The following is a 20,819-nucleotide window of genomic DNA, read 5'->3' on the forward strand; positions in this document are numbered from 1 at the left end:
TAACGAAATACTACTTTCGCCGTGACGCATCATTGCGCCATCACATGGCGACGCCTGCATCAACAAAATTAACAAAAAACGCAGTCTGCGTTATCGCTTCCATTTTTCACAAAGAATTTCGCAGAATGATTTGTTAAGCTGATGGCCTGGTGGTTTAAGGAAGCGACTTATGCGTCAACGAACTATAGTTTGCCCATTAATTCAAAATGATGGCTGTTATCTGCTGTGCAAAATGGCCGACAACCGCGGCGTCTTTCCCGGTCAGTGGGCGCTGTCGGGCGGCGGGGTCGAGCCAGGCGAACGTATTGAAGAGGCGCTGCGTCGGGAGATTCGGGAGGAACTCGGCGAGCAACTGATTCTGAGCGATATTACGCCGTGGACCTTTCGCGACGACATCCGTGTTAAAACCTACGCTGATGGCAGACAAGAAGAGATTTATATGATTTATCTCATCTTCGACTGTGTTTCCGCTAACCGCGATATATGTATTAACGACGAATTTCAGGACTACGCCTGGGTCAAGCCAGAAGAACTGGCGCTGTATGATTTGAATGTAGCGACACGCCACACATTAGCATTGAAAGGGTTATTATAATGACGACAGCCGCTTCAGGCTGTCTTTACGCTTTTAACATGCGGCTAGCCGGGAACAAATTCACCATCTAAAAAGAGTTTTCCGTTTTCCGCATGCATAACGAGCGCATTAAGATAGTCCGGATCAAACTTTACGCCGCGCTTATTTTTTGCAATATACGTCAAACAATGATTATGGGTAAAAATGACTATATTTTTATTCTGCGACTTTTTCAGTAACGTATTGATTGAAGCATAAATACCGCTGCCGCAATCCATCATTTTTTTATCCACCGTAAACGACCTGCCCGCGGAAAACCAGGTTGCCGACTGGATGGTGCGCACCGTATTACTGGAATAGAGATTGTAATTTTGTATATCGGCACTGAAGGCTTTACCCAGCGCTCTGGCATCTTGCGCACCGTTGACCGTAATCCCCGTGCTGTCTGACAGGCAGGTATTATCGGAACGATCGCACCGCTCGGCATGGCGGAATAACACGACTACCGGATGCTGCTTCGCCAGCGCCGCCAGCGCTTTACCGTTAATCTGCGGTAGACCGTTACCGCTCCAGGCATGTTGTGAGGTCAACCCGGCGATAATAACCAACGCCCCCGCCAGAGTCGCGAGATAGCGTTTGTTTTTAATAAAGCGTAGGGTAAATGCCAGCACATTAACCTCTCAGGCAGACAGTGCAGCTAACTTAATAGCAATACGATTAAAATGAAATTCCTCAACGGAAGACCAGGCCAGAAACATAAAAACAGCTTTTGGGCATGCATAAAATGCCTTAAACTTTCGGCGAAAGCAAAGCATAATTCCGTTAAAAATTATCTTTTTACTTCACTTTAATTTCTTAATGTTAATTTAATATTCATCCAGTAGGGTTCAGCTAAATGCGTTAAAAAATAAGCTCTTTTCTATTGCCGAAATATTTGAAAAGCGGCTTTCAATGGCTGAAGGAAAAATGATGTTGGACTTTTTGCCTTTCTCCCGTCCGGCGATGGGCGCGGAAGAGCTTGCTGCCGTTAAGACCGTACTGGACTCAGGTTGGATAACAACCGGCCCGAAAAATCAGGAACTGGAAGCGGCGTTTTGTCGGCTAACTGGCAATCAATATGCCGTTGCCGTCAGTTCAGCCACTGCCGGTATGCACATCGCGTTGATGGCGCTGGGCATTGGTGAAGGCGACGAGGTCATTACACCGTCAATGACGTGGGTTTCTACGCTAAATATGATCGTTTTACTCGGCGCGAACCCCGTCATGGTCGATGTCGATCGCGATACGCTGATGGTCACGCCTGAACATATCGAAGCCGCGATTACGCCACAAACCAAAGCAATTATCCCCGTCCACTACGCTGGTGCGCCCGCCGATCTGGACGCTATTTACGCTCTTGGCGAGCGTTATGGCATTCCAGTGATTGAAGACGCGGCGCACGCGACAGGAACCAGCTACAAAGGTCGCCACATTGGCGCCCGGGGCACCGCGATTTTCTCCTTCCACGCCATTAAGAACATTACCTGCGCTGAAGGCGGTATCGTCGTCACGGATAACCCGCAATTCGCCGATAAACTGCGCAGTCTCAAGTTTCACGGGCTTGGCGTTGATGCCTGGGATCGACAGAGCGGAGGACGCGCGCCACAAGCGGAAGTCCTGGCGCCGGGCTACAAATATAATTTGCCCGACCTCAACGCCGCTATCGCGCTTGCCCAGTTACAGAAACTGGATGCGCTTAACGCTCGCCGCGCCGCCATCGCAGCGCAGTACCACCAAGCAATGGCAGACCTGCCTTTTCAGCCTCTGAGCCTTCCGTCGTGGGAGCATATTCACGCCTGGCATTTATTCATTATCCGGGTCGATGAAGCCCGTTGCGGTATTACCCGGGATGCTCTGATGGCATCGCTGAAAACGAAAGGCATCGGCACAGGGCTGCATTTCCGCGCCGCGCATACGCAAAAATATTATCGCGAACGTTTCCCAACGCTCACGCTGCCTGACACCGAGTGGAACAGCGAGCGGATCTGCTCACTGCCGCTCTTCCCGGACATGACCGAGAGTGACTTTGATCGGGTCATTACCGCCCTTCATCAGATAGCAGGACAATAAGCATGTTTGACGCCGCCCCCATAAAAAAAGTCTCGGTGGTTATTCCTGTCTATAACGAACAGGAAAGCCTGCCGGAATTGATAAGACGCACCACCGCCGCCTGCGAGAGTCTGGGCAAAGCGTGGGAGATTTTATTGATAGATGATGGTAGCAGCGATAGCTCGGCGGAGCTGATGGTTAAGGCGTCCCAGGAGGCCGATAGCCATATCATCTCTATTTTACTCAACCGTAACTACGGTCAACATGCAGCAATTATGGCGGGGTTTAGCCATGTAAGCGGCGATCTTATCATTACGCTGGATGCCGATCTGCAAAACCCGCCGGAAGAGATCCCACGCCTGGTGGCGAAAGCCGATGAAGGGTTCGATGTGGTAGGCACCGTGCGCCAGAACCGACAGGACAGCCTGTTTCGCAAATCGGCGTCAAAAATCATTAATCTGCTGATCCAGCGCACAACGGGCAAAGCGATGGGCGATTACGGCTGCATGTTACGCGCCTATCGCCGCCCTATTATCGATACCATGTTGCGCTGCCATGAACGCAGCACCTTTATCCCTATTCTGGCCAACATTTTCGCTCGTCGGGCTACCGAGATCCCGGTGCATCACGCTGAACGTGAATTTGGCGACTCTAAATACAGTTTTATGCGTCTCATTAACCTGATGTATGACCTGGTGACCTGCCTGACGACGACGCCTCTGCGCCTGTTGAGCCTGCTGGGCAGCGTTATCGCCATCGGCGGGTTTAGCCTGTCGGTATTGCTTATTGTACTTCGCCTGGCGCTGGGACCGCAGTGGGCGGCGGAAGGCGTATTTATGCTCTTTGCCGTTCTGTTTACCTTCATCGGCGCGCAATTCATCGGTATGGGGCTGCTGGGCGAATACATCGGTCGCATTTATAACGATGTCCGCGCCCGCCCCCGCTATTTTGTTCAACAAGTTATCTACCCGGAAAGCACGTCGTTTACTGAGGAAAGTCACCAATGAAAGCCGTTATTTTTGCCTATCACGATATGGGATGTCAGGGCGTGCAGGCCGTACTGGATGCAGGATATGAGATTGCCGCGATTTTCACTCATGCCGACAATCCTGCGGAAAACACCTTTTTTGGCTCCGTCTCCCGGCTGGCGGCAGGATTAGGGATTCCGGTTTATGCGCCGGATAACGTAAACCATCCTATCTGGGTCGACCGCATCGCTGAGCTTGCGCCGGATATTATTTTTTCGTTCTATTACCGCAACCTGTTAAGCGAAGAAATTCTGCACCTCGCCCCGGCTGGCGCGTTCAATCTGCACGGTTCTCTATTGCCAGCCTATCGTGGCCGTGCGCCGCTAAACTGGGTTCTGGTTAACGGCGAAAGCGAAACGGGCGTAACGCTGCATCGTATGGTCAAACGTGCCGACGCCGGAGAGATTGTCGCCAGTCAACGCGTCGCTATTGCGCAGGACGATGTTGCGCTTACCCTGCATCATAAGCTATGTCAGGCCGCGCGCCAGTTACTTAATAGCATCCTGCCCACCATGAAATGCGGCAATATACCTTCTGTTCCTCAGCGTGAGTCTGACGCTACGTATTATGGTCGCCGCAGGCCGGAAGATGGCCTTATCGACTGGCACAAACCGGTTTCCACGGTGCATAACCTGGTGCGGGCGGTAGCCGCCCCCTGGCCCGGCGCGTTCAGCTATAACGGCTCGCAAAAATTCACTATCTGGTCTTCCCGAATTTGTCCGGATGCGCAAGGCGCGCTTCCCGGCTCGGTAATTTCGGTCTCTCCGCTGCGGGTCGCCTGCGCCGATGGCGCGCTGGAGATTATTACCGGCCAGGCCGGAGACGGCATTACTGTACAGGGCTCGCAGCTTGCACAGACGCTTGGTCTGGTGGCGGGCGCGTGTTTGAACCGTCCACCAGCGACCAGCGGTAAACGTCGCATTCGCGTTCTCATCCTCGGCGTCAACGGTTTTATCGGCAATCATTTGACCGAACGGTTACTGGATGAAGAGAATTACGAGGTCTACGGTATGGATATCGGCAGCAACGCCATTAGCCGATTCCTGCTCCACCCTCGCTTTCATTTCGTGGAGGGAGATATCAGCATCCACTCAGAATGGATCGAATATCATGTCAAAAAATGCGATGTCGTACTGCCGCTGGTAGCAATTGCAACCCCGATTGAATACACCCGCAACCCGCTGCGCGTCTTTGAACTTGATTTTGAAGAAAACCTGCGGATTATCCGTTATTGCGTGAAATACCGTAAACGCGTGGTTTTCCCGTCTACCTCTGAAGTGTACGGCATGTGTACGGACGCCTCTTTTGACGAAGACAAATCGAATCTGATCGTCGGGCCGGTGAATAAGCCGCGCTGGATTTACTCCGTTTCCAAACAGCTTCTCGACCGGGTGATTTGGGCTTATGGCGAAAAAGAGGGATTGCGCTTCACGCTTTTCCGTCCCTTTAACTGGATGGGGCCGCGGCTGGATAGCCTGAACGCGGCGCGTATCGGCAGTTCACGCGCGATAACGCAGTTGATTCTGAACCTGGTAGAAGGGACGCCGATCAAGCTTATCGACGGCGGTCAGCAGAAGCGCTGTTTCACCGATATTCGTGACGGGATCGAAGCATTATTCCGCATTATTGTGAATGAGGGCGATCGGTGCGATGGCAAAATCATTAATATCGGCAACCCTGACAACGAAGCCAGTATTCAGGAACTGGCGACGCTGTTGCTCGACAGTTTTGATAAGCATCCGCTGCGCTGCCATTTCCCACCATTTGCCGGTTTCCAGGTCGTCGAAAGCCGTAGTTATTACGGCAAGGGTTATCAGGATGTCGCACACCGGAAACCCAGTATCGACAATGCCAGGCGCTGTCTGGACTGGGAGCCGTCTATTGCGATGCGTGATACGGTTGAAGAAACGCTGGACTTCTTTCTGCGTAGCGTCGATATCGCGGAACGCGCATCATGACGAAAGTCGGTTTACGCATTGACGTTGATACCTTGCGAGGAACGCGTGAAGGTGTTCCCCGGCTGCTGGCGACATTGCATCGCCACGGCGTTCAGGCCAGCTTTTTCTTCAGCGTCGGGCCGGACAATATGGGACGCCATCTTTGGCGTCTGATAAAACCGCGATTTTTATGGAAAATGCTACGTTCAAACGCCGCCTCGCTCTACGGTTGGGATATCCTGCTGGCCGGCACCGCCTGGCCGGGAAAAAATATCGGCAACGCTAATGCCGGGATTATTCGTGAAACGGCAACATACCATGAGACGGGACTACATGCCTGGGATCACCATGCGTGGCAGACTCACAGCGGCCACTGGAGTATCCGCCAGCTTGAAGAAGATATTGCGCGCGGCATAACGGCGCTTGAGGCCATTATCGGAAAACCCGTCACCTGCTCAGCCGCGGCCGGCTGGCGAGCGGATGGGCGCGTTGTTCGTGCGAAAGAACCGTTCAACCTGAGGTATAACAGCGATTGCCGTGGAACCACCTTATTCCGTCCGCTACTGATGCCGGGCCAGACAGGGACGCCGCAAATCCCGGTCACCTTACCCACGTGGGATGAGGTTATCGGCCCCGCCGTTCAGGCGCAGTCGTTCAATACCTGGATTATTTCCCGTATGTTGCAGGACAAAGGCACGCCGGTATATACCATCCATGCGGAAGTCGAAGGTATTGTCCATCAGCCGCTGTTTGAAGATTTGCTCGTTCGTGCACGCGATGCGGGGATCACCTTTTGTCCTCTGGGCGAACTGCTGCCGGCATCGCCTGAGTCTCTGCCGTTGGGGCAAATTGTACGTGGACACATCCCTGGCCGTGAAGGTTGGCTGGGGTGTCAACAGGCAGTGAGCGCCTCATGATGAAATCGATACGCTATTATCTGGCTTTCACCGCGTTTATCGCGCTCTACTATGTTATTCCTGTCAACAGCCGCCTGCTCTGGCAGCCGGATGAAACACGCTATGCCGAAATAAGTCGGGAGATGCTGGCGTCTGGCGACTGGATCGTGCCGCATTTTCTGGGATTACGTTATTTTGAAAAACCGATAGCCGGTTACTGGATAAACAGTCTGGGTCAGTGGCTTTTTGGCGCTACCAATTTTGGCGTGCGGGCCGGCGCTATTTTAACGACATTGCTGGCCGCAGCGCTGGTGGCGTGGCTGACGTTCCGCTTATGGCGGGATAAACGTACCGCGTTGCTCGCCTCCGTGATCTTTCTCTCCCTCTTTGCCGTTTACAGTATCGGGACGTATGCGGTACTCGACCCGATGATCGCGCTTTGGCTTACGGCCGGGATGTGTTGTTTCTGGCAGGGGATGCAGGCCACGACCCGAACGGGCAAGATTGGGATGTTTTTGCTACTGGGCGCAACCTGCGGTCTGGGTGTATTAACTAAAGGGTTCCTCGCCCTGGCCGTACCGGTGGTGAGCGTGCTGCCGTGGGTTATTGTTCAGAAACGCTGGAAGGACTTTTTGCTTTACGGCTGGCTGGCGGTCTTGAGCTGCTTTGTGGTTGTCCTTCCCTGGGCGATCGCCATTGCGCGACGCGAAGCCGATTTCTGGCATTACTTTTTCTGGGTGGAGCATATCCAGCGATTCGCCATGAGCGATGCCCAGCATAAAGCCCCTTTCTGGTACTATCTGCCGGTGCTGCTCGCGGGAAGTTTACCGTGGCTGGGGTTACTGCCTGGCGCGCTTAAACTGGGCTGGCGCGAGCGAAACGGCGCATTCTATTTGCTCGGATGGACGATCATGCCGCTTCTCTTTTTCAGCATTGCGAAAGGGAAACTGCCCACCTATGTTCTTTCCTGTTTCGCACCGATAGCGATACTCATGGCGCGCTTCGTCCTGCATAACGTAAAAGAAGGCGTCGCCGCGCTACGTGTCAACGGCGGGATCAACCTGGTGTTCGGGATAATCGGGATCGTCGCGGCGTTTGTCGTCTCCTCATGGGGCCCGCTGAAATCGCCGGTGTGGACGCATATCGAAACCTATAAAGTGTTTTGCGTCTGGGGCGTCTTTACTGTTTGGGCGTTTGTGGGCTGGTATAGCCTCTGTCATAGCCCAAAATACCTATTACCCGCGTTTTGTCCGCTGGGACTGGCGCTGCTGTTCGGCTTTTCCGTCCCCGACAGGGTGATGGAGTCCAAACAGCCACAGTTTTTTGTCGAAATGACCCAGGCGCCTTTGGCATCAAGCCGCTATATTCTTGCCGACAGCGTGGGCGTCGCCGCCGGGCTGGCCTGGAGTCTGAAACGAGACGATATTATGCTCTACGGACACGCGGGCGAACTCAGGTATGGTCTTAGCTATCCTGATGTACAGAATAAATTCGTTAAAGCCGACGATTTTAACGCCTGGCTCAACCAGCATCGTCAGGAGGGCATTATTACGCTAGTACTTTCAATAGACAAAGACGAAGACATCAGCGCACTTTCCCTTCCCCCTGCGGACAATGTTGATTATCAGGGGCGTCTGGTGTTAATTCAGTATCGGCCTAAATGATCGGCATCGTTCTGGTGCTTGCCAGTCTGCTCAGCGTTGGCGGTCAGCTCTGCCAGAAGCAAGCGACACGGCCATTGACGACGGGCGGACGCCGCCGTCACTTGATGCTGTGGCTGGGCCTGGCGCTGATATGCATGGGTGCAGCGATGGTGCTGTGGCTGCTGGTGCTACAAACCCTGCCGGTGGGAATTGCTTACCCGATGTTGAGTCTGAATTTTGTCTGGGTCACGCTGGCGGCCTGGAAAATCTGGCATGAACAGGTTCTGCCCCGCCACTGGTTGGGCGTCGCATTAATTATCAGCGGCATTATCATTCTGGGGAGTGCGGCATAATGGGCGTAATGTGGGGACTGATAAGCGTTGCGATTGCCTCCCTCGCCCAGTTGAGTTTAGGATTCGCCATGATGCGACTGCCATCGATAGCGCATCCACTGGCGTTTATTTCCGGGCTGGGCGCATTTAATGCCGCGACCCTGGCGCTATTCGCCGGTTTGGCGGGGTATCTGGTTTCCGTCTTCTGCTGGCAGAAAACATTACACATGCTCGCGCTCAGCAAAGCCTATGCGCTGCTGAGTCTCAGTTATGTGCTTGTCTGGGTAGCCTCAATGTTGTTACCCGGTTTGCAAGGCGCTTTCAGCCTAAAAGCGATGCTCGGCGTATTGTGCATTATGGCGGGGGTAATGCTGATTTTTCTGCCCGCCAGATCATGATGGCTTGCGCGTCAACCGCTGCCATTCGTCGCAGGAATAACAGCGTGCATCAACGATTTTTAAGGTCTGGTGTTTTTCCCGATTAATACAATACTGCGCATCCTGTAAAGGCGACAGGATATCGCCGGGACTCAGTAATATCATGGAATTCGCCTCGGCGATCATTTTTAGCGAACCGCCGCTATCGCACAGCACCAGAACATGGCACGCCCTCTTTTTGACATAATGCGATTTCTTAACCAACCATTCCATAGCGCCCCCGTTTCACGCTGATTGTTCATAACACGTTACACATCAACGGATAAACAAAACGGCAATAGCGATGGAATGGTTGTATATTAACCTAACATTAATTTTTACAGATCTTACACACCCACTGCTGGAGCGCACGGCGAGATATTTTAATCCCTCCGTTTTTCAGTTCTGACGGCAGCGTCAACCAGCGAACCGGCTGTTGAAAACGCGCCAGCTTATCGCGAACCCATTCAGCGAGGTTCACGTCTCCGGCCTGCGATGCATACTCCACAACCGCAACGGGACGATGGCCAAACTCTTTATCTTCTACCGGCACGACAAAGGCTTGTTGCACCAGCGGATGCGCGTTAATAACGCGTTCGACTTCCTCCGGCTGAATGCCTTCGCCGCCGCTAAAGAACAAGTTGTCCAGCCGCCCGGCGATGGTTAGCCTGCCGTGGTTCAGCTCGCCGCGATCGCGCGTGGCAAACCAGCCTTCGTCATTAACCAGCGGGATCAGTTTGCCATCACGCCAGTAACCTTCCGCCATACTGGCGGCGCGCAGCCAGACTTCATTATCGACGATTCTGATCTCTCTGCCGGGAAGCGGCGCGCCCACATCATCCGAACCATCGGCCTCTTTGGCGCATACCGTAGACGCGAACTCCGTGAGCCCATACCCGCACCAGCAGCGAATCCCTTGTTTGCTGGCCTGGTCGGTGAGTTCAACCGGAATCACCGCGCCGCCGAGCAAAACGGCTTTCAGCGTCACCGCCGCCCGATTCGCCAACAGCCGCCACAGCTGCGTCGGCACCAACGAAGCATGAGTACAACCTGCCAGCATCTGCTCCAGCGGTTGCTTATCGCGTACCGTCATGCGCGCCCCGGCGAAGAGCCAACGCCACATAATACCCTGCCCGGATACATGAAACAGCGGCAGCGATAGCAGCCAGTCATCCTGAGGGCCAAACGGCATTAGCGAAAGCACCCCCTGCGCGCTGGCAAGATGCGCCTGGCACGTATGTACGGCCGCTTTTGGCAATCCTGTGGAACCCGATGTCAGCGTCATGGAAACCAGACGCTGCGGTTGCCAGGCCACGGCATACGCCGCTGTGCTCTTTTGTATCTGCAACGCGGTTAACCCGGAAAACGCGTTTTCGCCTTCCAGTGTCAGCGCAAAACGCAGCGTTAACTTCGGCACCAGCGCCTCCAGCAATGTCTGGGGCAACTGCGGGTTGACGGGCAGAACCCGCGCGCCGCACTGCATCAGCGCAAGCCATGCCAACAGAGTGCGCGGCTGATTCCCGGCGCGCAGCAGGACACCGTCGCCCTCGCGTACGCCCTGCGCGGCAAACCCGCCCGCCAGCGCATCAATACGCTCACAGAGGGCGCGCCAGCTTAGCACTTCATCGTTCAGGCGCAGAGCGGGCGCCTGACTGCGAACCTGACGCCAGTGGCGCCACGGCCAGTCCGTGAATGTCATAACAGTCGTTCCAGCTCATCACGCTTCAGACAAGGCAACGCGTTACCAGGCCAGGGGCGAATCTGTTGCGCCTGCATCAGATGCAAGGTATCCAGTCCGGGCAGCGTTCCCGGCGTCAACCAGGCGGCAATCCGCGCCAGTTGCGTCAGGCCGAGGCTGGACTCGATCGAAGAGCTGATGACCGCCGTCAGTCCCAACGCATGGGCGGCAGCGACTTGCTCACGCACTTTATCAAGCGATCCGGTCAGCGTAGGTTTGATAACCACAGCCCTGACGCCCTCTTCGGCTTCAAAGGTGAAATCCGCTTCGCGCAGACTTTCGTCCCAGGCAATCGCGATGCCGGTTTCACGGGCAAAGGCGCGGGAATCATCCCGCGTCTTACACGGTTCTTCGAGAAAGGCGATACGAGCGCGGTAGTCCGGATTAACGTACTTTGCGAACTGTTGGGCTTTTAGCGGCGTCCAGGCGCGATTCGCATCCAGACGCAGATGCAGATCCGGGATCGCCTCCAGCAGCAAATTAACCACCATGCCGTCACGTACCGCTTCATAGAGACCCACTTTGACCTTAGCGATTTTCTCGCCGGGCATATCGGCAAGCCGCAGCACCAAATCGTCAGGATCGCCAGTGCATAACGGCGCAGCGCGATAGTCCGCCGCCTCCGGCAAGACGCCAGTCAGTTCCGCCAGCGCGCAGCTTGCGCCAAACGCGACCGAAGGCATCTCCGGTAATCCCTCGCTCCCCTGAAGCCAGTCGTTCACCCACGTCAGAAGCGCCGTCTGCGCCTCTTCCCACGTTTCCTGACTGAAGCCCGGCAGCGGGGAGATCTCTCCCCACCCTTCACGCTCGCCGTCACGAAGACAAACATACAGCCCGTCGCGAGTTTTTAACCGCCTGTCGCGCAGAACCACCCCCGCGTCCATGGGAATCTGCCAGCGGTATACCTGCGCGCTACGCATTATGGGTTCCGTTTGAATTTGCTGAAGTCAGGCTGACGCTTCTGGTTAAAGGCGTTACGGCCTTCCTGCCCTTCTTCCGTCATGTAGAACAGCATGGTAGCGTTGCCCGCCAGCTCCTGCAGCCCGGCCTGACCGTCACAATCGGCATTCAGCGCCGCTTTCAGGCAACGCAGCGCCATCGGACTGTTTTGCAACATTTCGCGGCACCAGCGCACGGTCTCTTTTTCCAGATCCGCCAGCGGCACAACGGTGTTAACCAGCCCCATATCCAGCGCCTGTTGCGCATCGTACTGGCGGCACAGGAACCAGATTTCACGCGCTTTCTTCTGACCAACGATACGCGCCATATACGAAGCGCCCCAGCCGCCGTCAAAAGAGCCGACTTTCGGACCGGTCTGGCCGAAGATGGCGTTTTCCGCCGCGATGGTCAGGTCGCACATCATGTGCAGCACATGACCACCGCCGATGGAATATCCCGCGACCATCGCGACAACCGGTTTTGGACAGGTGCGAATCTGGCGCTGGAAATCCAGCACGTTCAGGTGATGCACGCCGGAGTCATCCTGATAACCGCCGTAATCGCCGCGCACCTTCTGGTCGCCGCCCGCGCAAAACGCTTTATCGCCTTCGCCGGTCAGAATAATCACGCCCACGTTGTCGTCGTAACGGGCATCCGCCAGCGCCTGAATCATCTCTTTGACGGTCAACGGACGAAATGCATTGCGCACCTGCGGACGATTAATAGTGATTTTTGCAATACCGTCGGTGGATTTTTCATAACGAATGTCGGTGTAACCCTCCGAGCAGTCGTGCCATTCTACCGGTGCGTAAAGCATTGTTTCATCAGGATAGATCATAGTGTGTCCTTTAGTCAGAGACGCAGAATCTGAGCCAGACTGTCTACCACGCCAGCGGGGTTTTCCCGATGCGCGTTGTGTCCGGCGTTACGAATGACATGGCATGTCGCCGCCACTTCCTGCGCCAGGGCGCGGAATTTGCTGTCGCGTTCGCCACATAAATAATAAAACGGAAATGCCAGCGCGTTGAGCGCCTCGCGTAAATCCGGCTGGACGGCAAGCGATGTCGCCTCCAGCATCGCAGCCAGCGTTTCGCCGTTATTCTGGCTACGCAGCGCCGTTAGCGCCTGCCTTTGCTGCGCCGTCAGCGAGGCGAACACCGGCTGCTGATACCAGTCGTGAAAAACCTCAGTCAAGGGTTCATGACGAAAACGCTCTGCCCAGCGCCCGTCGGACAATCGTCTTTCAGCGCGCGCCCGTTCATTTTGCAGCCCCGGATGACCGCCTTCGACCACCAGGCCGCACAGGCCGGGTATTCCCTGGCAGGCTGCCATCATCGCCACACGGCCGCCAAGGGAGTATCCCACCAACCAAAACTTTAGTATGTTGTAACTAATTAACGTGGCGCGCAGTAATCTGATGACATCGGCAAAGCCGCCGACCGGAATAGCCGCAGATCCGCCATGTCCCGGTAAGTCAATATAAAGCCGCGAACAGCCGTGAAACTGTTCGCCAACCGGCTGCCATTCGCGGCAATCGCCAGAAAAACCGTGCAGGAAAACCAGTGAGGGCGCCCCAGGCTGTCCGGGCATGTGCTGCGCGTGCAACATCATAGATGGCTTACCTGAGCCAAAAGTTGCTGCAACGTCTGCGCGCCGTCCGTATCGTTTACCACCAGCTCAATCACCGTCGTCGCCGGGGTTCGCCACGCGCCAGCCAGCGCAGACTCCAGTTCTTCCCAGTTTTCCGGGCGATGATAGCGCAGGTTAAACATGGCGGCCGCATGGTCAAAATGGACGTTTTGCGGCATCAAATAAAAGCGCTCGCGTTTGCTTTGCGGCGTCGGCAGCAGGGAAAAGATCTGCCCGCCGTTATTGTTGACCACAATCAACACAAACGGCGCGGATACCTGACGTAGTAACGCCAGCGCGTTAAGATCGTACAGCGCGGATAAATCGCCGACGATAGCCAACGTCGATTTGGCGCTGGCGCGCTGCACGCCCGCCGCCGTGGAAAGCAGGCCGTCAATGCCGCTCGCCCCGCGATTGCTGTATACCGGATAGCCGGCCGGCAACTGCGACAGCGCGTCGATCAGACGCACCACCAGACTATTGCCCACGAACAATTGCCCCTGCTCCGGCAGATAGTCGCGGATACGGTGCGCCAGTTGCGCTTCGCCAAAGGTGTCTCGCTGCGCGACCACCCGTTGCCACGCCAGTTCCGCCAGACGCGGGATCCCTACACACCACGGTTTACGTTTTTCCGCCGGATGCAGTTCCAGCCAATCGGCGATTTTCGCTACCAGTCTGCGTCCACGATGGTGCGCAGGGTCCAGACGACCTTCAATATTGTCGATTACCCAGTACTCTTCCGGCTCGCAGGTTGCCTGCCATTGCAGTAAGCGTTTTCCGGTAAGGCTACTGCCAAGCTGGACGACAATTTGCGCCTGCTGCAGTTCGGTCACCGCTTTGGCGTTGCCGAGCCACAGGTCGGCGCACGGCAGCGGCTGCCCGGTTTGCGACAATACGTCGCCAATTAATGGCCATCCCAGAGTTTGCGCCCACTGCGCCACTTTTTTGCCTTCTTCCGCGCTCATACGCCCGGCGACAACGACACCGCGTTTTTGTCGCCAGAAGAACCAGTCGCGCTGTTTGTCGCTTGCCAGTCGACGCGCTTCGCGCAGCCAGGGTTTTTCATCCTGCCACCAGTCGCCGAGACGCTGCTGCCAGACCAGACCGGTGTCATTCATATCGCCATACAGCGGTTCGGCAAAAGGACAGTTAATGTGCAGCGCGCCCGCATGAAGCATGGCGAGCGCATTGTCGATGGTCGACACCAGCCAGCGCGCCGGAATATCCTGCGTGGGACGCGGCAACGACAGAGTTTGGGAGGGGTGCGAGGCAAACATCCCCGCCTGACGGATCGCCTGGTTGGCGCCGCAGTCAATCAGCTCCGGCGGGCGATCGGCGGTAAGTAAAATGAGCTTCTCGCCCGTCAGACCCGCCTCAATCAGCGCCGGATAGAGGTTCGCCACGGCGGTACCTGAAGTGACAATAACGGCAACCGGCTGTTGGCTGACTTTCGCCAGCCCTAACGCCAGATGACCAAGCCCACGCTCATCAAAGTGCGTATGGTGAATAAAAGCAGGATTCTCTGCCGCCGCCAACGTGAGCGGCGTGGAACGGGAACCAGGGGCGATACAAACATGCCTGACGCCATGACGGGTTAAGGCTTCCAGGATGACCGCCGCCCAGCGCCGGTTAAATGCACTTACTGACATGAGTTTGTCCGGTATCAATCATTGGGACTAAGTATAAAGAGCTGCAAAAATGGATTATTGATATGGGTCGGGAATATGTGACTCATTACGCGTCCATCTGCAATAAGGTACGTAACCCGGCCGCTTTATTATCTATTTCCTGCCATTCCTGTTCCGGATCGGAGCCGCGGACGATTCCCGCGCCGGCATACAACCGCACCACATTGGCCGTCACTTTGGCTGAACGTAACGTCACGCAAAACTCACTTTGCCGCGTGGAGAGATAGCCTGCCGACCCGGCATACCATTCACGTTCGAACGGCTCATGTTGTTCTATAAAACAACGCGCGGGTTCACGAGGGATCCCGGCGACCGCTGCGGTAGGCTGTAACTGGTGCAGGCAGAGCGTGTCGTCCGCCTGATTAAGCGCCGTCCAGATACAGCGGCGCAAATGCTGTACCTTGCGCAGTCTGAGCACCTGCGGCGGCAGCACATCCAGCGAGTGGGTGCAGTTTTGCAGTCGCTGGCAGATGTCTTCGACAACCAGCATATTTTCTCGCTGGTTTTTATCGTCTTTCATTAACCATTCGCCAAGCTGCCAGGCTTTATGGTTATCCGGATGGTTCGCCACCGTCCCGGCCAGCGCTTCGGTACGCAGCGCCGTTTCACGACGCCGCCAGAGCCGCTCCGGCGATGATCCCAGAAAGGCGGTATCGGCGGAAAAGGCCATAAAAAAGTGGTAGCAGTTGAGATTTAAACGACGACTGGACGCCATCATCGCAGCGGCATTGACCGGACGGGAGAATTTTAAGTCGGTGGCCCGCGCCAGCACAACTTTATCAAACGCCTCTTGCGCAATGGTGTGGGTGGCCTGCTGAATCAGCTTCACCCAACCGTCTTTGTCCGGCCAGTGTTGTTCGCTCGTGAGCGAAAGGCGCAGCGCCGGAACAGGCTTAATACCGACCAGAGAAGCGAGAAACGCTTTCGCCAGGCGCGCATCATCGCGTAGCGAAACGTCACTGTGCAGATGTAAGCGTAAGGTCGCCGTACCACCGCTACGTCGCCACTCCAGCCGCGGCAGCAATAAGTAGCCCTCTTTCGGCTCGAACGCATTCAGCCCCCAAATACGCAGGTCAGGCTGCGCGTACTGACGTAAAAACCGTTGCGCCAGATCGAGCGATGAAAATACGGTGATGGCCCCGAGAACGGCAGCTTCTTCGTCGCCATTGCGCTGTTGCCAGTAGAATTGCGGAAAGGATGACTGGCTGGCCAGCCAGCTCAATGCATCGAAGGCATCGTTTAAAGGGAAAGGCGCATCGAAAACGCAAAGCCCTGGCGTCGCCGGTATCTCTTGCGATAGCTGACGCGTCAGATTTTCCAGCGCAGTAGTAATAGAATGCACGCGGCCCCTCCCTGTTAAAAACCCCACATTATACGGGGTACTGCCCTAAAAAAGCAGTACCTCATTTAGGGAGGGTTGCAATTCTGTTCAGTGGGGGGATTTAGCGCCGCGCCAGCAGCAGTCCAAGCACCAGTCCTACCGCCGCGCCTACGCCAATACCCTGCCAGGGTTTTTCATGAACGTAGTCATCCGCTTTATAAACGGCCTGCTTTGCCCGGTAATAATAGCTATCCGACGCATGGCTTACGCGGTTTTTCACCTCTTCCAGCGCTTGTTCCGCGCGGGCTTTCAGCTCAATGTATTTTTGATCGGCGGGATCGCCTGAGGAACGTAAAACCTCTTCCAGCGTTTCGCTGAGCAAAGTCAGATCATCATCAACACGTGATTCACCAAATTGATATGACATTCTCATTCTCCGTTGTGTTAACACCTGCTCCTAACTATAGTCAACGGTTTCGGTTTATGCCTGATGAACCTCCCGCGCCATTCCCCGGTGCGGAATGCCGTCTTCGTCATAAACATCGGTGACCGGAATAAAACCAAACCGCGCATAAAAAGGTTGCAGATGCGCCTGCGCCCCCAGATATAGCGGCTTATCCGGCCAGTGCCGCCCACAAGATTCCAGCGTTTTCGCCATTAATTGCTGGCCCAGTTTCGCCCCTCGCCAGGCATCGCTGACGATCACCCGGCCAATGACAACCGGGTCTGATTCGTTATCACTTTTCAGAATCCTCGCATACGCCACCAGCTCATCCTGATGCCAGCCCAGAATATGCCGATTGTCGCCGACTAAATCATCGCCATCCACATCCAGGTAAGGACAGCGCTGTTCTACCACAAAGACCGCGCAGCGCAATTTGAGTAACGCGTAAAGTTGAGGAACGGTAAGTTCGCTATGGTGGAGATCCTGCCAGTCAATCATGATGCGCTCCTGTGTTGTGGTAATCTTGGGTTAAACGATAACCAAACGTGTATGGACAAGATGGAATTAATTTTTTTAGGTACGTCCGCAGGCGTTCCCACACGCTCACGCAATGTAACGGCAATTTTATTACATCTGCAACATCCAACGCAGCCGGGAGTATGGCTTTTTGATTGCGGCGAAGGGACACAGCATCAAATGCTTAATACCGCGTTTCATCCCGGTAAGCTTGAGCGCATTTTTATCAGCCATCTTCACGGCGATCATCTGTTTGGCCTGCCGGGTCTGCTATGCAGCCGGTCGATGGCGGGGAATCCCCATCCGCTAACCGTATACGGGCCTCAAGGCGTGCGTGAGTTTATTGCAACCACACTGCGCCTTAGCGGTTCATGGACCGATTTTCCGTTGCAAATTGAAGAAATTAGCGCTGGCGATATTCTTGACGACGGTCTGCGTAAAGTGACCGCGTTCAGGCTGGAGCATCCACTGGAGTGCTACGGATATCGCGTTGTTGAACATGACAAGCCTGGCGCGCTGAATGCCAGGGCGTTAAAAGCCGCAGGCGTTACGCCCGGCCCGCTGTTTCAGGCGTTGAAGGCAGGAAAAACCGTCACGCTTGCCGATGGAAGGCAGATCAATGGCGCCGACTACCTTGCTCCCGCCGTGGCCGGGAAATCAGTGGCGATTTTCGGCGATACCGCGCCCTGCGAGGCCGCCCTCGCACTGGCGCAGGGTGTGGATGTGATGGTTCATGAAACCACGCTGGATGCGTCAATGGAGGAGAAAGCCAACGCTCGCGGACACAGCTCCACCCGTCAAACCGCGACGCTGGCGCGGGAGGCTGCCGTTGGTCGGCTGATCATGACCCACATTAGCTCACGCTATGACGATAAAGGCTGTCAGCGCTTACTGGCGGAATGCCGAGCTATTTTCCCGGCGACGGAGCTGGCTTACGATTTTTCTGTTTTCCCGGTTTAGCGCTCCATTTTTTGTCCTCATTGCCGATAACACTAAAAAAGGCAGGCTTTCATAATGAGGTTAGGATGGACAATTTTCAGAAAGATATTGATGACAGGGCCAATTTAACCCTGTCCAACCGTTTTGAACTGCTGTTATTCCGTCTTGGTACATCGCTGCATGAACAGAAGTCAGAGCTGTTCGGTATCAATGTATTTAAGCTGCGCGAAATCGTACCTATGCCCGCCTTTACGCGCCCGGCAGGCATGAAAGCGCCGCTATTGGGCATGGTCAATATTCGGGATCAGGTCATTCCGGTGATTGATTTGCCAGCGGTAGCGGGCTGCAAGCCGGAAACCGGGCTGAATATTTTGCTGATCACCGAATATGCGCGCAGCGTACAGGCATTTGCCGTCGAGTCGGTGGAAAATATTATGCGTCTTGACTGGCAACAGGTGCATACCGCCGAGAAAGCCGTCAACGGTCGCTACATCACCAGTATTGCCTGCCTGGATGACAACAAAGAAACCAACAACCTGGCGCTGGTGCTCGACGTTGAGCAGATCCTTTATGATATTGTCCCCTCCAGCCACGATCTGCGCGCCACCAATCTGAAGACCAATAAATTTTATATTACCCCCGGCGCGGTTGCCATTGTGGCGGAAGACTCCAAAGTCGCCCGCGCGATGCTGGAAAAAGGGCTGAACGCGATGGAAATTCCGCATCAGATGCATGTGACCGGCAAGGATGCCTGGGAGAGAATCCAGCAACTGGCGCAGGAAGCGGAGGCCGAAGGTAAGCCAATTAGCGAGAAAATCGCGCTAGTCCTGACAGACCTTGAGATGCCGGAGATGGATGGCTTTACGTTAACGCGTAAAATTAAAACCGATGAACGGCTGAAAAAGATCCCGGTTGTTATTCACTCTTCCCTTTCCGGCAGCGCCAACGAAGATCATGTGCGTAAGGTGAAAGCCGACGGCTACGTGGCCAAGTTTGAGATTAACGAACTCTCTTCAGTGATACAGGAAGTGATGGAACGCGCGGCGCAAAACATCAGCGGCCCGCTGGTAAGCCGGCAGTTGCTAAGTTAAATTCCGGTCGCTGAGACCTTACAGGCCGGATGGCGGCGCAAGCGCCTTATCCGGTCTACCGTCCTGAGTCATTTTAAAGAATGACATCAGGTAATAAAAAACCCGCTTCGTGAAGCGGGTTTTTCGTTTTTACTTATTGCTTACATCAACGGCGTCGCTAACTGCACAAGGCTAATCAGCGGCTGCGGCCAGACGCCCAGTACCAACACCAGCAACGCGGAGATCAGCACCACGATACCGCCTGCGCTGTACTGCCAGTTTGTCGGCGCGTCGCGTCCCGGTTGCTGCGGCGCGTGCAGGTAGAGACTCACCGCAACGCGCAGGTAGTAGTACAAACCAATCGCGGAACCCACCACCACGGCGGCGACCAGCCACCACAGGCTGGCCTGAACGCCGACCGCCAGCACGTAGAATTTGCCGATAAAGCCCAGCGTCATTGGGATACCTGCCAGCGACAGCATCATCACCGTCATCACCGCGGCAAGAACCGGACGGTGCCAGAACAGACCACGGTAAGAGTACAGGGAGTCGGCATCCGGGCCGCGGAACGGGCTGGACATCAGGCTGACCACGCCAAACGCGCCGAGGCTGCTGAACAGATAACCGGCCAGATAAACGCCTACCGCTTCCATCGACATCTCGCCGCTCTGCAGGGCAATCAGCGCCACCAGCAGATAGCCGAGGTGAGAGATAGAAGAGTAACCGAGCAGACGTTTGATGTTGGTCTGGCTCAGCGCCATCAGGTTACCGAAGATGATAGAGGCAAAGGCGATAATGCCCAGCACCACGCGTACCGCTTCGCTGTCGCCTACCGGCGCATACAGGAACAGACGCATTACCACGCCGAAGATAGCGATTTTGCTCGCCGTCGCCAGGAAGGTAGAAACCGGCGCAGGCGCGCCCTGGTAAACGTCTGGCGTCCACAGGTGGAACGGCACCAGAGAGAGTTTAAAGCCCGGACCGACAATCATCAGGCCAAAGCCCGCCAGCAGCAACGGCTCGTGCAGCATACCATCGCCGAGGCTCTTACCGAGCGCTTCGAAAGACAGGTTGCCGGACTGCGCATAGACCAGCGCCATCCCGAACAGCAGGAAAGACGAGGCGGCGGCGGAGAGGATGGTGTATTTGATACTGGCTTCCAGCGAGCGTTTCTGGCGGAAAGCATAACCAATCAGGCCGAACAGCGGCAGTGAGATCAGTTCAATACCGAGGAACAGCGTCGCCAGATGGTTGGCGTTCGCCAGCAGAATTCCCCCCAGGCTGGCGATTAACACCAGCAGGTAGAACTCTTCCTGGTTATCGTTATAGCCTTCCAGCCACGGGTAGGCAAAGGTACAGGTGGCGAGGCTCGCCAGCAGCACCAGCCCGGTGTAGAGCATCGCAAAGCCGTCAACGCGCATCAGCGGCGTGACGTCCATTGCCCCGGCCTGGCCGACAAACCAAAGCGAAACCAGAGCAGCGTTAAGCCCAATGACCGACAGCGTGGCATTGAGGAAGTGATTGCGTCGCCACGCAATGGAGAGCATCACAACCACCACCGTCAAGCCGACGATCAGCAGCGGTAGCAGCGCAATCAGGTGTTGTGGAGTTATTGTCATG

21 protein-coding genes are annotated in these 20,819 nt (G+C 55.4%); 10 read left to right on the top strand and 11 right to left on the bottom strand.

From position 1 onward, the window contains the following. The first annotated feature begins 169 nt into the window (after positions 1–169). Positions 170–595, top strand: coding sequence for a nucleoside triphosphatase NudI (nudI, locus tag J4685_RS05840; RefSeq protein ID WP_001249902.1), 426 nt, complete (start codon positions 170–172; stop codon positions 593–595). Positions 596–639: 44 nt separating this feature from the next. Here nudI and pmrG read toward each other — a convergent pair whose 3' ends face one another. Beyond that, positions 640–1,245: a lipopolysaccharide core heptose(II)-phosphate phosphatase PmrG gene (pmrG, locus tag J4685_RS05845; protein ID WP_000879256.1), complete on the bottom strand. Its 606-nt coding sequence runs from the start codon at positions 1,243–1,245 to the stop codon at positions 640–642. Between the two features lie 298 nt (positions 1,246–1,543). Between pmrG and arnB the strand changes: the two genes are divergently transcribed. From arnB to arnF, 7 genes are read left to right on the top strand one after another with little or no spacing between them, the layout of a single operon-like run. Beyond that, the gene (arnB, locus tag J4685_RS05850; protein ID WP_000883862.1) at positions 1,544–2,683 is read left to right on the top strand and encodes a UDP-4-amino-4-deoxy-L-arabinose aminotransferase; all 1,140 of its coding nucleotides are present in this window, start codon (positions 1,544–1,546) and stop codon (positions 2,681–2,683) included. Between the two features lie 2 nt (positions 2,684–2,685). Then, positions 2,686–3,669, top strand: a complete 984-nt coding sequence (gene arnC / locus J4685_RS05855) for an undecaprenyl-phosphate 4-deoxy-4-formamido-L-arabinose transferase (protein WP_000458888.1) — start codon at positions 2,686–2,688, stop codon at positions 3,667–3,669. After that, positions 3,666–5,648, top strand: coding sequence for a bifunctional UDP-4-amino-4-deoxy-L-arabinose formyltransferase/UDP-glucuronic acid oxidase ArnA (arnA, locus tag J4685_RS05860; protein ID WP_000648774.1), 1,983 nt, complete (start codon positions 3,666–3,668; stop codon positions 5,646–5,648). The genes arnC and arnA overlap by 4 nt, the downstream gene beginning before the upstream one ends. Further along, positions 5,645–6,544: a 4-deoxy-4-formamido-L-arabinose-phosphoundecaprenol deformylase gene (gene arnD, locus J4685_RS05865; protein ID WP_000169759.1), complete on the top strand. Its 900-nt coding sequence runs from the start codon at positions 5,645–5,647 to the stop codon at positions 6,542–6,544. Before arnA ends, arnD begins: the two co-directional genes overlap by 4 nt. Next, entirely contained in the window at positions 6,541–8,187 is a 1,647-nt protein-coding gene (gene arnT, locus J4685_RS05870) for a lipid IV(A) 4-amino-4-deoxy-L-arabinosyltransferase (protein ID WP_000978063.1), read from the top strand. Before arnD ends, arnT begins: the two co-directional genes overlap by 4 nt. Then, entirely contained in the window at positions 8,184–8,519 is a 336-nt protein-coding gene (arnE, locus tag J4685_RS05875) for a 4-amino-4-deoxy-L-arabinose-phosphoundecaprenol flippase subunit ArnE (protein WP_000579483.1), read from the top strand. The genes arnT and arnE overlap by 4 nt, the downstream gene beginning before the upstream one ends. After that, on the top strand, positions 8,519–8,896 hold the full coding sequence (gene arnF, locus J4685_RS05880) for a 4-amino-4-deoxy-L-arabinose-phosphoundecaprenol flippase subunit ArnF (RefSeq protein ID WP_000538693.1): 378 nt from the start codon (positions 8,519–8,521) through the stop codon (positions 8,894–8,896). The genes arnE and arnF overlap by 1 nt, the downstream gene beginning before the upstream one ends. Here arnF and pmrD read toward each other — a convergent pair. The 9 genes from pmrD to J4685_RS05925 form a co-directional block, all read right to left on the bottom strand. Continuing rightward, entirely contained in the window at positions 8,891–9,148 is a 258-nt protein-coding gene (pmrD, locus tag J4685_RS05885; RefSeq protein ID WP_000455132.1) for a signal transduction protein PmrD, read from the bottom strand. The genes arnF and pmrD overlap by 6 nt on opposite strands. Positions 9,149–9,245: 97 nt before the next feature. Next, positions 9,246–10,613, bottom strand: a complete 1,368-nt coding sequence (gene menE, locus J4685_RS05890; RefSeq protein ID WP_000144660.1) for an o-succinylbenzoate--CoA ligase — start codon at positions 10,611–10,613, stop codon at positions 9,246–9,248. Continuing rightward, complete coding sequence (gene menC, locus J4685_RS05895; protein WP_001255559.1) at positions 10,610–11,572, bottom strand: o-succinylbenzoate synthase; 963 nt, start codon at positions 11,570–11,572, stop codon at positions 10,610–10,612. The genes menE and menC overlap by 4 nt, the downstream gene beginning before the upstream one ends. Continuing rightward, complete coding sequence (gene menB, locus J4685_RS05900; protein ID WP_000640013.1) at positions 11,572–12,429, bottom strand: 1,4-dihydroxy-2-naphthoyl-CoA synthase; 858 nt, start codon at positions 12,427–12,429, stop codon at positions 11,572–11,574. Before menB ends, menC begins: the two co-directional genes overlap by 1 nt. 14 nt (positions 12,430–12,443) lie before the next feature. Beyond that, a complete protein-coding gene (gene menH, locus J4685_RS05905) occupies positions 12,444–13,202 on the bottom strand; it encodes a 2-succinyl-6-hydroxy-2,4-cyclohexadiene-1-carboxylate synthase (protein ID WP_000979139.1) in 759 nt (252 codons plus the stop codon). Further along, positions 13,199–14,869, bottom strand: coding sequence for a 2-succinyl-5-enolpyruvyl-6-hydroxy-3-cyclohexene-1-carboxylic-acid synthase (gene menD, locus J4685_RS05910; protein ID WP_000116383.1), 1,671 nt, complete (start codon positions 14,867–14,869; stop codon positions 13,199–13,201). Before menD ends, menH begins: the two co-directional genes overlap by 4 nt. A gap of 85 nt (positions 14,870–14,954) precedes the next feature. Continuing rightward, positions 14,955–16,250, bottom strand: coding sequence for an isochorismate synthase MenF (menF, locus tag J4685_RS05915; protein ID WP_000555680.1), 1,296 nt, complete (start codon positions 16,248–16,250; stop codon positions 14,955–14,957). Between the two features lie 100 nt (positions 16,251–16,350). Next, positions 16,351–16,656: a stress response protein ElaB gene (gene elaB, locus J4685_RS05920; protein WP_001522308.1), complete on the bottom strand. Its 306-nt coding sequence runs from the start codon at positions 16,654–16,656 to the stop codon at positions 16,351–16,353. Between the two features lie 54 nt (positions 16,657–16,710). Further along, a complete protein-coding gene (locus tag J4685_RS05925; RefSeq protein WP_000568155.1) occupies positions 16,711–17,172 on the bottom strand; it encodes a GNAT family N-acetyltransferase in 462 nt (153 codons plus the stop codon). Between the two features lie 60 nt (positions 17,173–17,232). On the opposite strand from J4685_RS05925, the gene rbn reads away from it, so the two are divergent. Next, positions 17,233–18,150: a ribonuclease BN gene (gene rbn / locus J4685_RS05930; protein ID WP_000419093.1), complete on the top strand. Its 918-nt coding sequence runs from the start codon at positions 17,233–17,235 to the stop codon at positions 18,148–18,150. 65 nt (positions 18,151–18,215) lie between these two features. Next, positions 18,216–19,220, top strand: coding sequence for a chemotaxis protein (locus J4685_RS05935; protein WP_000368554.1), 1,005 nt, complete (start codon positions 18,216–18,218; stop codon positions 19,218–19,220). 140 nt (positions 19,221–19,360) lie between these two features. Here the strand turns inward: J4685_RS05935 and nuoN are convergent, their stop codons facing one another. Continuing rightward, positions 19,361–20,818 (bottom strand): NADH-quinone oxidoreductase subunit NuoN, encoded by a 1,458-nt coding sequence (nuoN, locus tag J4685_RS05940; RefSeq protein WP_000156674.1) that lies wholly within the window; start codon positions 20,816–20,818, stop codon positions 19,361–19,363. Between the last annotated feature and the right edge of the window lies 1 nt (position 20,819).

Origin of the sequence: Salmonella sp. 32100201201700099SM, from assembly GCF_017572645.1 — a bacterium.
In the GTDB taxonomy this organism is placed as follows: domain Bacteria; phylum Pseudomonadota; class Gammaproteobacteria; order Enterobacterales; family Enterobacteriaceae; genus Salmonella; species Salmonella enterica.

Bases quoted from the DNA above. Each gene is read 5' to 3' on its own strand.
- nudI (WP_001249902.1), top strand. From the start codon at position 170: ATGCGTCAACGAACTATAGTTTGCCCATTAATTCAAAATGATGGCTGT.
- arnB (WP_000883862.1), top strand. From the start codon at position 1,544: ATGTTGGACTTTTTGCCTTTCTCCCGTCCGGCGATGGGCGCGGAAGAG.
- arnC (WP_000458888.1), top strand. From the start codon at position 2,686: ATGTTTGACGCCGCCCCCATAAAAAAAGTCTCGGTGGTTATTCCTGTC.
- arnA (WP_000648774.1), top strand. From the start codon at position 3,666: ATGAAAGCCGTTATTTTTGCCTATCACGATATGGGATGTCAGGGCGTG.
- arnD (WP_000169759.1), top strand. From the start codon at position 5,645: ATGACGAAAGTCGGTTTACGCATTGACGTTGATACCTTGCGAGGAACG.
- arnT (WP_000978063.1), top strand. From the start codon at position 6,541: ATGATGAAATCGATACGCTATTATCTGGCTTTCACCGCGTTTATCGCG.
- arnE (WP_000579483.1), top strand. From the start codon at position 8,184: ATGATCGGCATCGTTCTGGTGCTTGCCAGTCTGCTCAGCGTTGGCGGT.
- arnF (WP_000538693.1), top strand. From the start codon at position 8,519: ATGGGCGTAATGTGGGGACTGATAAGCGTTGCGATTGCCTCCCTCGCC.
- pmrD (WP_000455132.1), bottom strand. From the start codon at position 9,148: ATGGAATGGTTGGTTAAGAAATCGCATTATGTCAAAAAGAGGGCGTGC.
- menE (WP_000144660.1), bottom strand. From the start codon at position 10,613: ATGACATTCACGGACTGGCCGTGGCGCCACTGGCGTCAGGTTCGCAGT.
- menC (WP_001255559.1), bottom strand. From the start codon at position 11,572: ATGCGTAGCGCGCAGGTATACCGCTGGCAGATTCCCATGGACGCGGGG.
- menB (WP_000640013.1), bottom strand. From the start codon at position 12,429: ATGATCTATCCTGATGAAACAATGCTTTACGCACCGGTAGAATGGCAC.
- menH (WP_000979139.1), bottom strand. From the start codon at position 13,202: ATGATGTTGCACGCGCAGCACATGCCCGGACAGCCTGGGGCGCCCTCA.
- menD (WP_000116383.1), bottom strand. From the start codon at position 14,869: ATGTCAGTAAGTGCATTTAACCGGCGCTGGGCGGCGGTCATCCTGGAA.
- elaB (WP_001522308.1), bottom strand. From the start codon at position 16,656: ATGTCATATCAATTTGGTGAATCACGTGTTGATGATGATCTGACTTTG.
- J4685_RS05925 (WP_000568155.1), bottom strand. From the start codon at position 17,172: ATGATTGACTGGCAGGATCTCCACCATAGCGAACTTACCGTTCCTCAA.
- rbn (WP_000419093.1), top strand. From the start codon at position 17,233: ATGGAATTAATTTTTTTAGGTACGTCCGCAGGCGTTCCCACACGCTCA.
- J4685_RS05935 (WP_000368554.1), top strand. From the start codon at position 18,216: ATGGACAATTTTCAGAAAGATATTGATGACAGGGCCAATTTAACCCTG.
- nuoN (WP_000156674.1), bottom strand. From the start codon at position 20,818: ATGACAATAACTCCACAACACCTGATTGCGCTGCTACCGCTGCTGATC.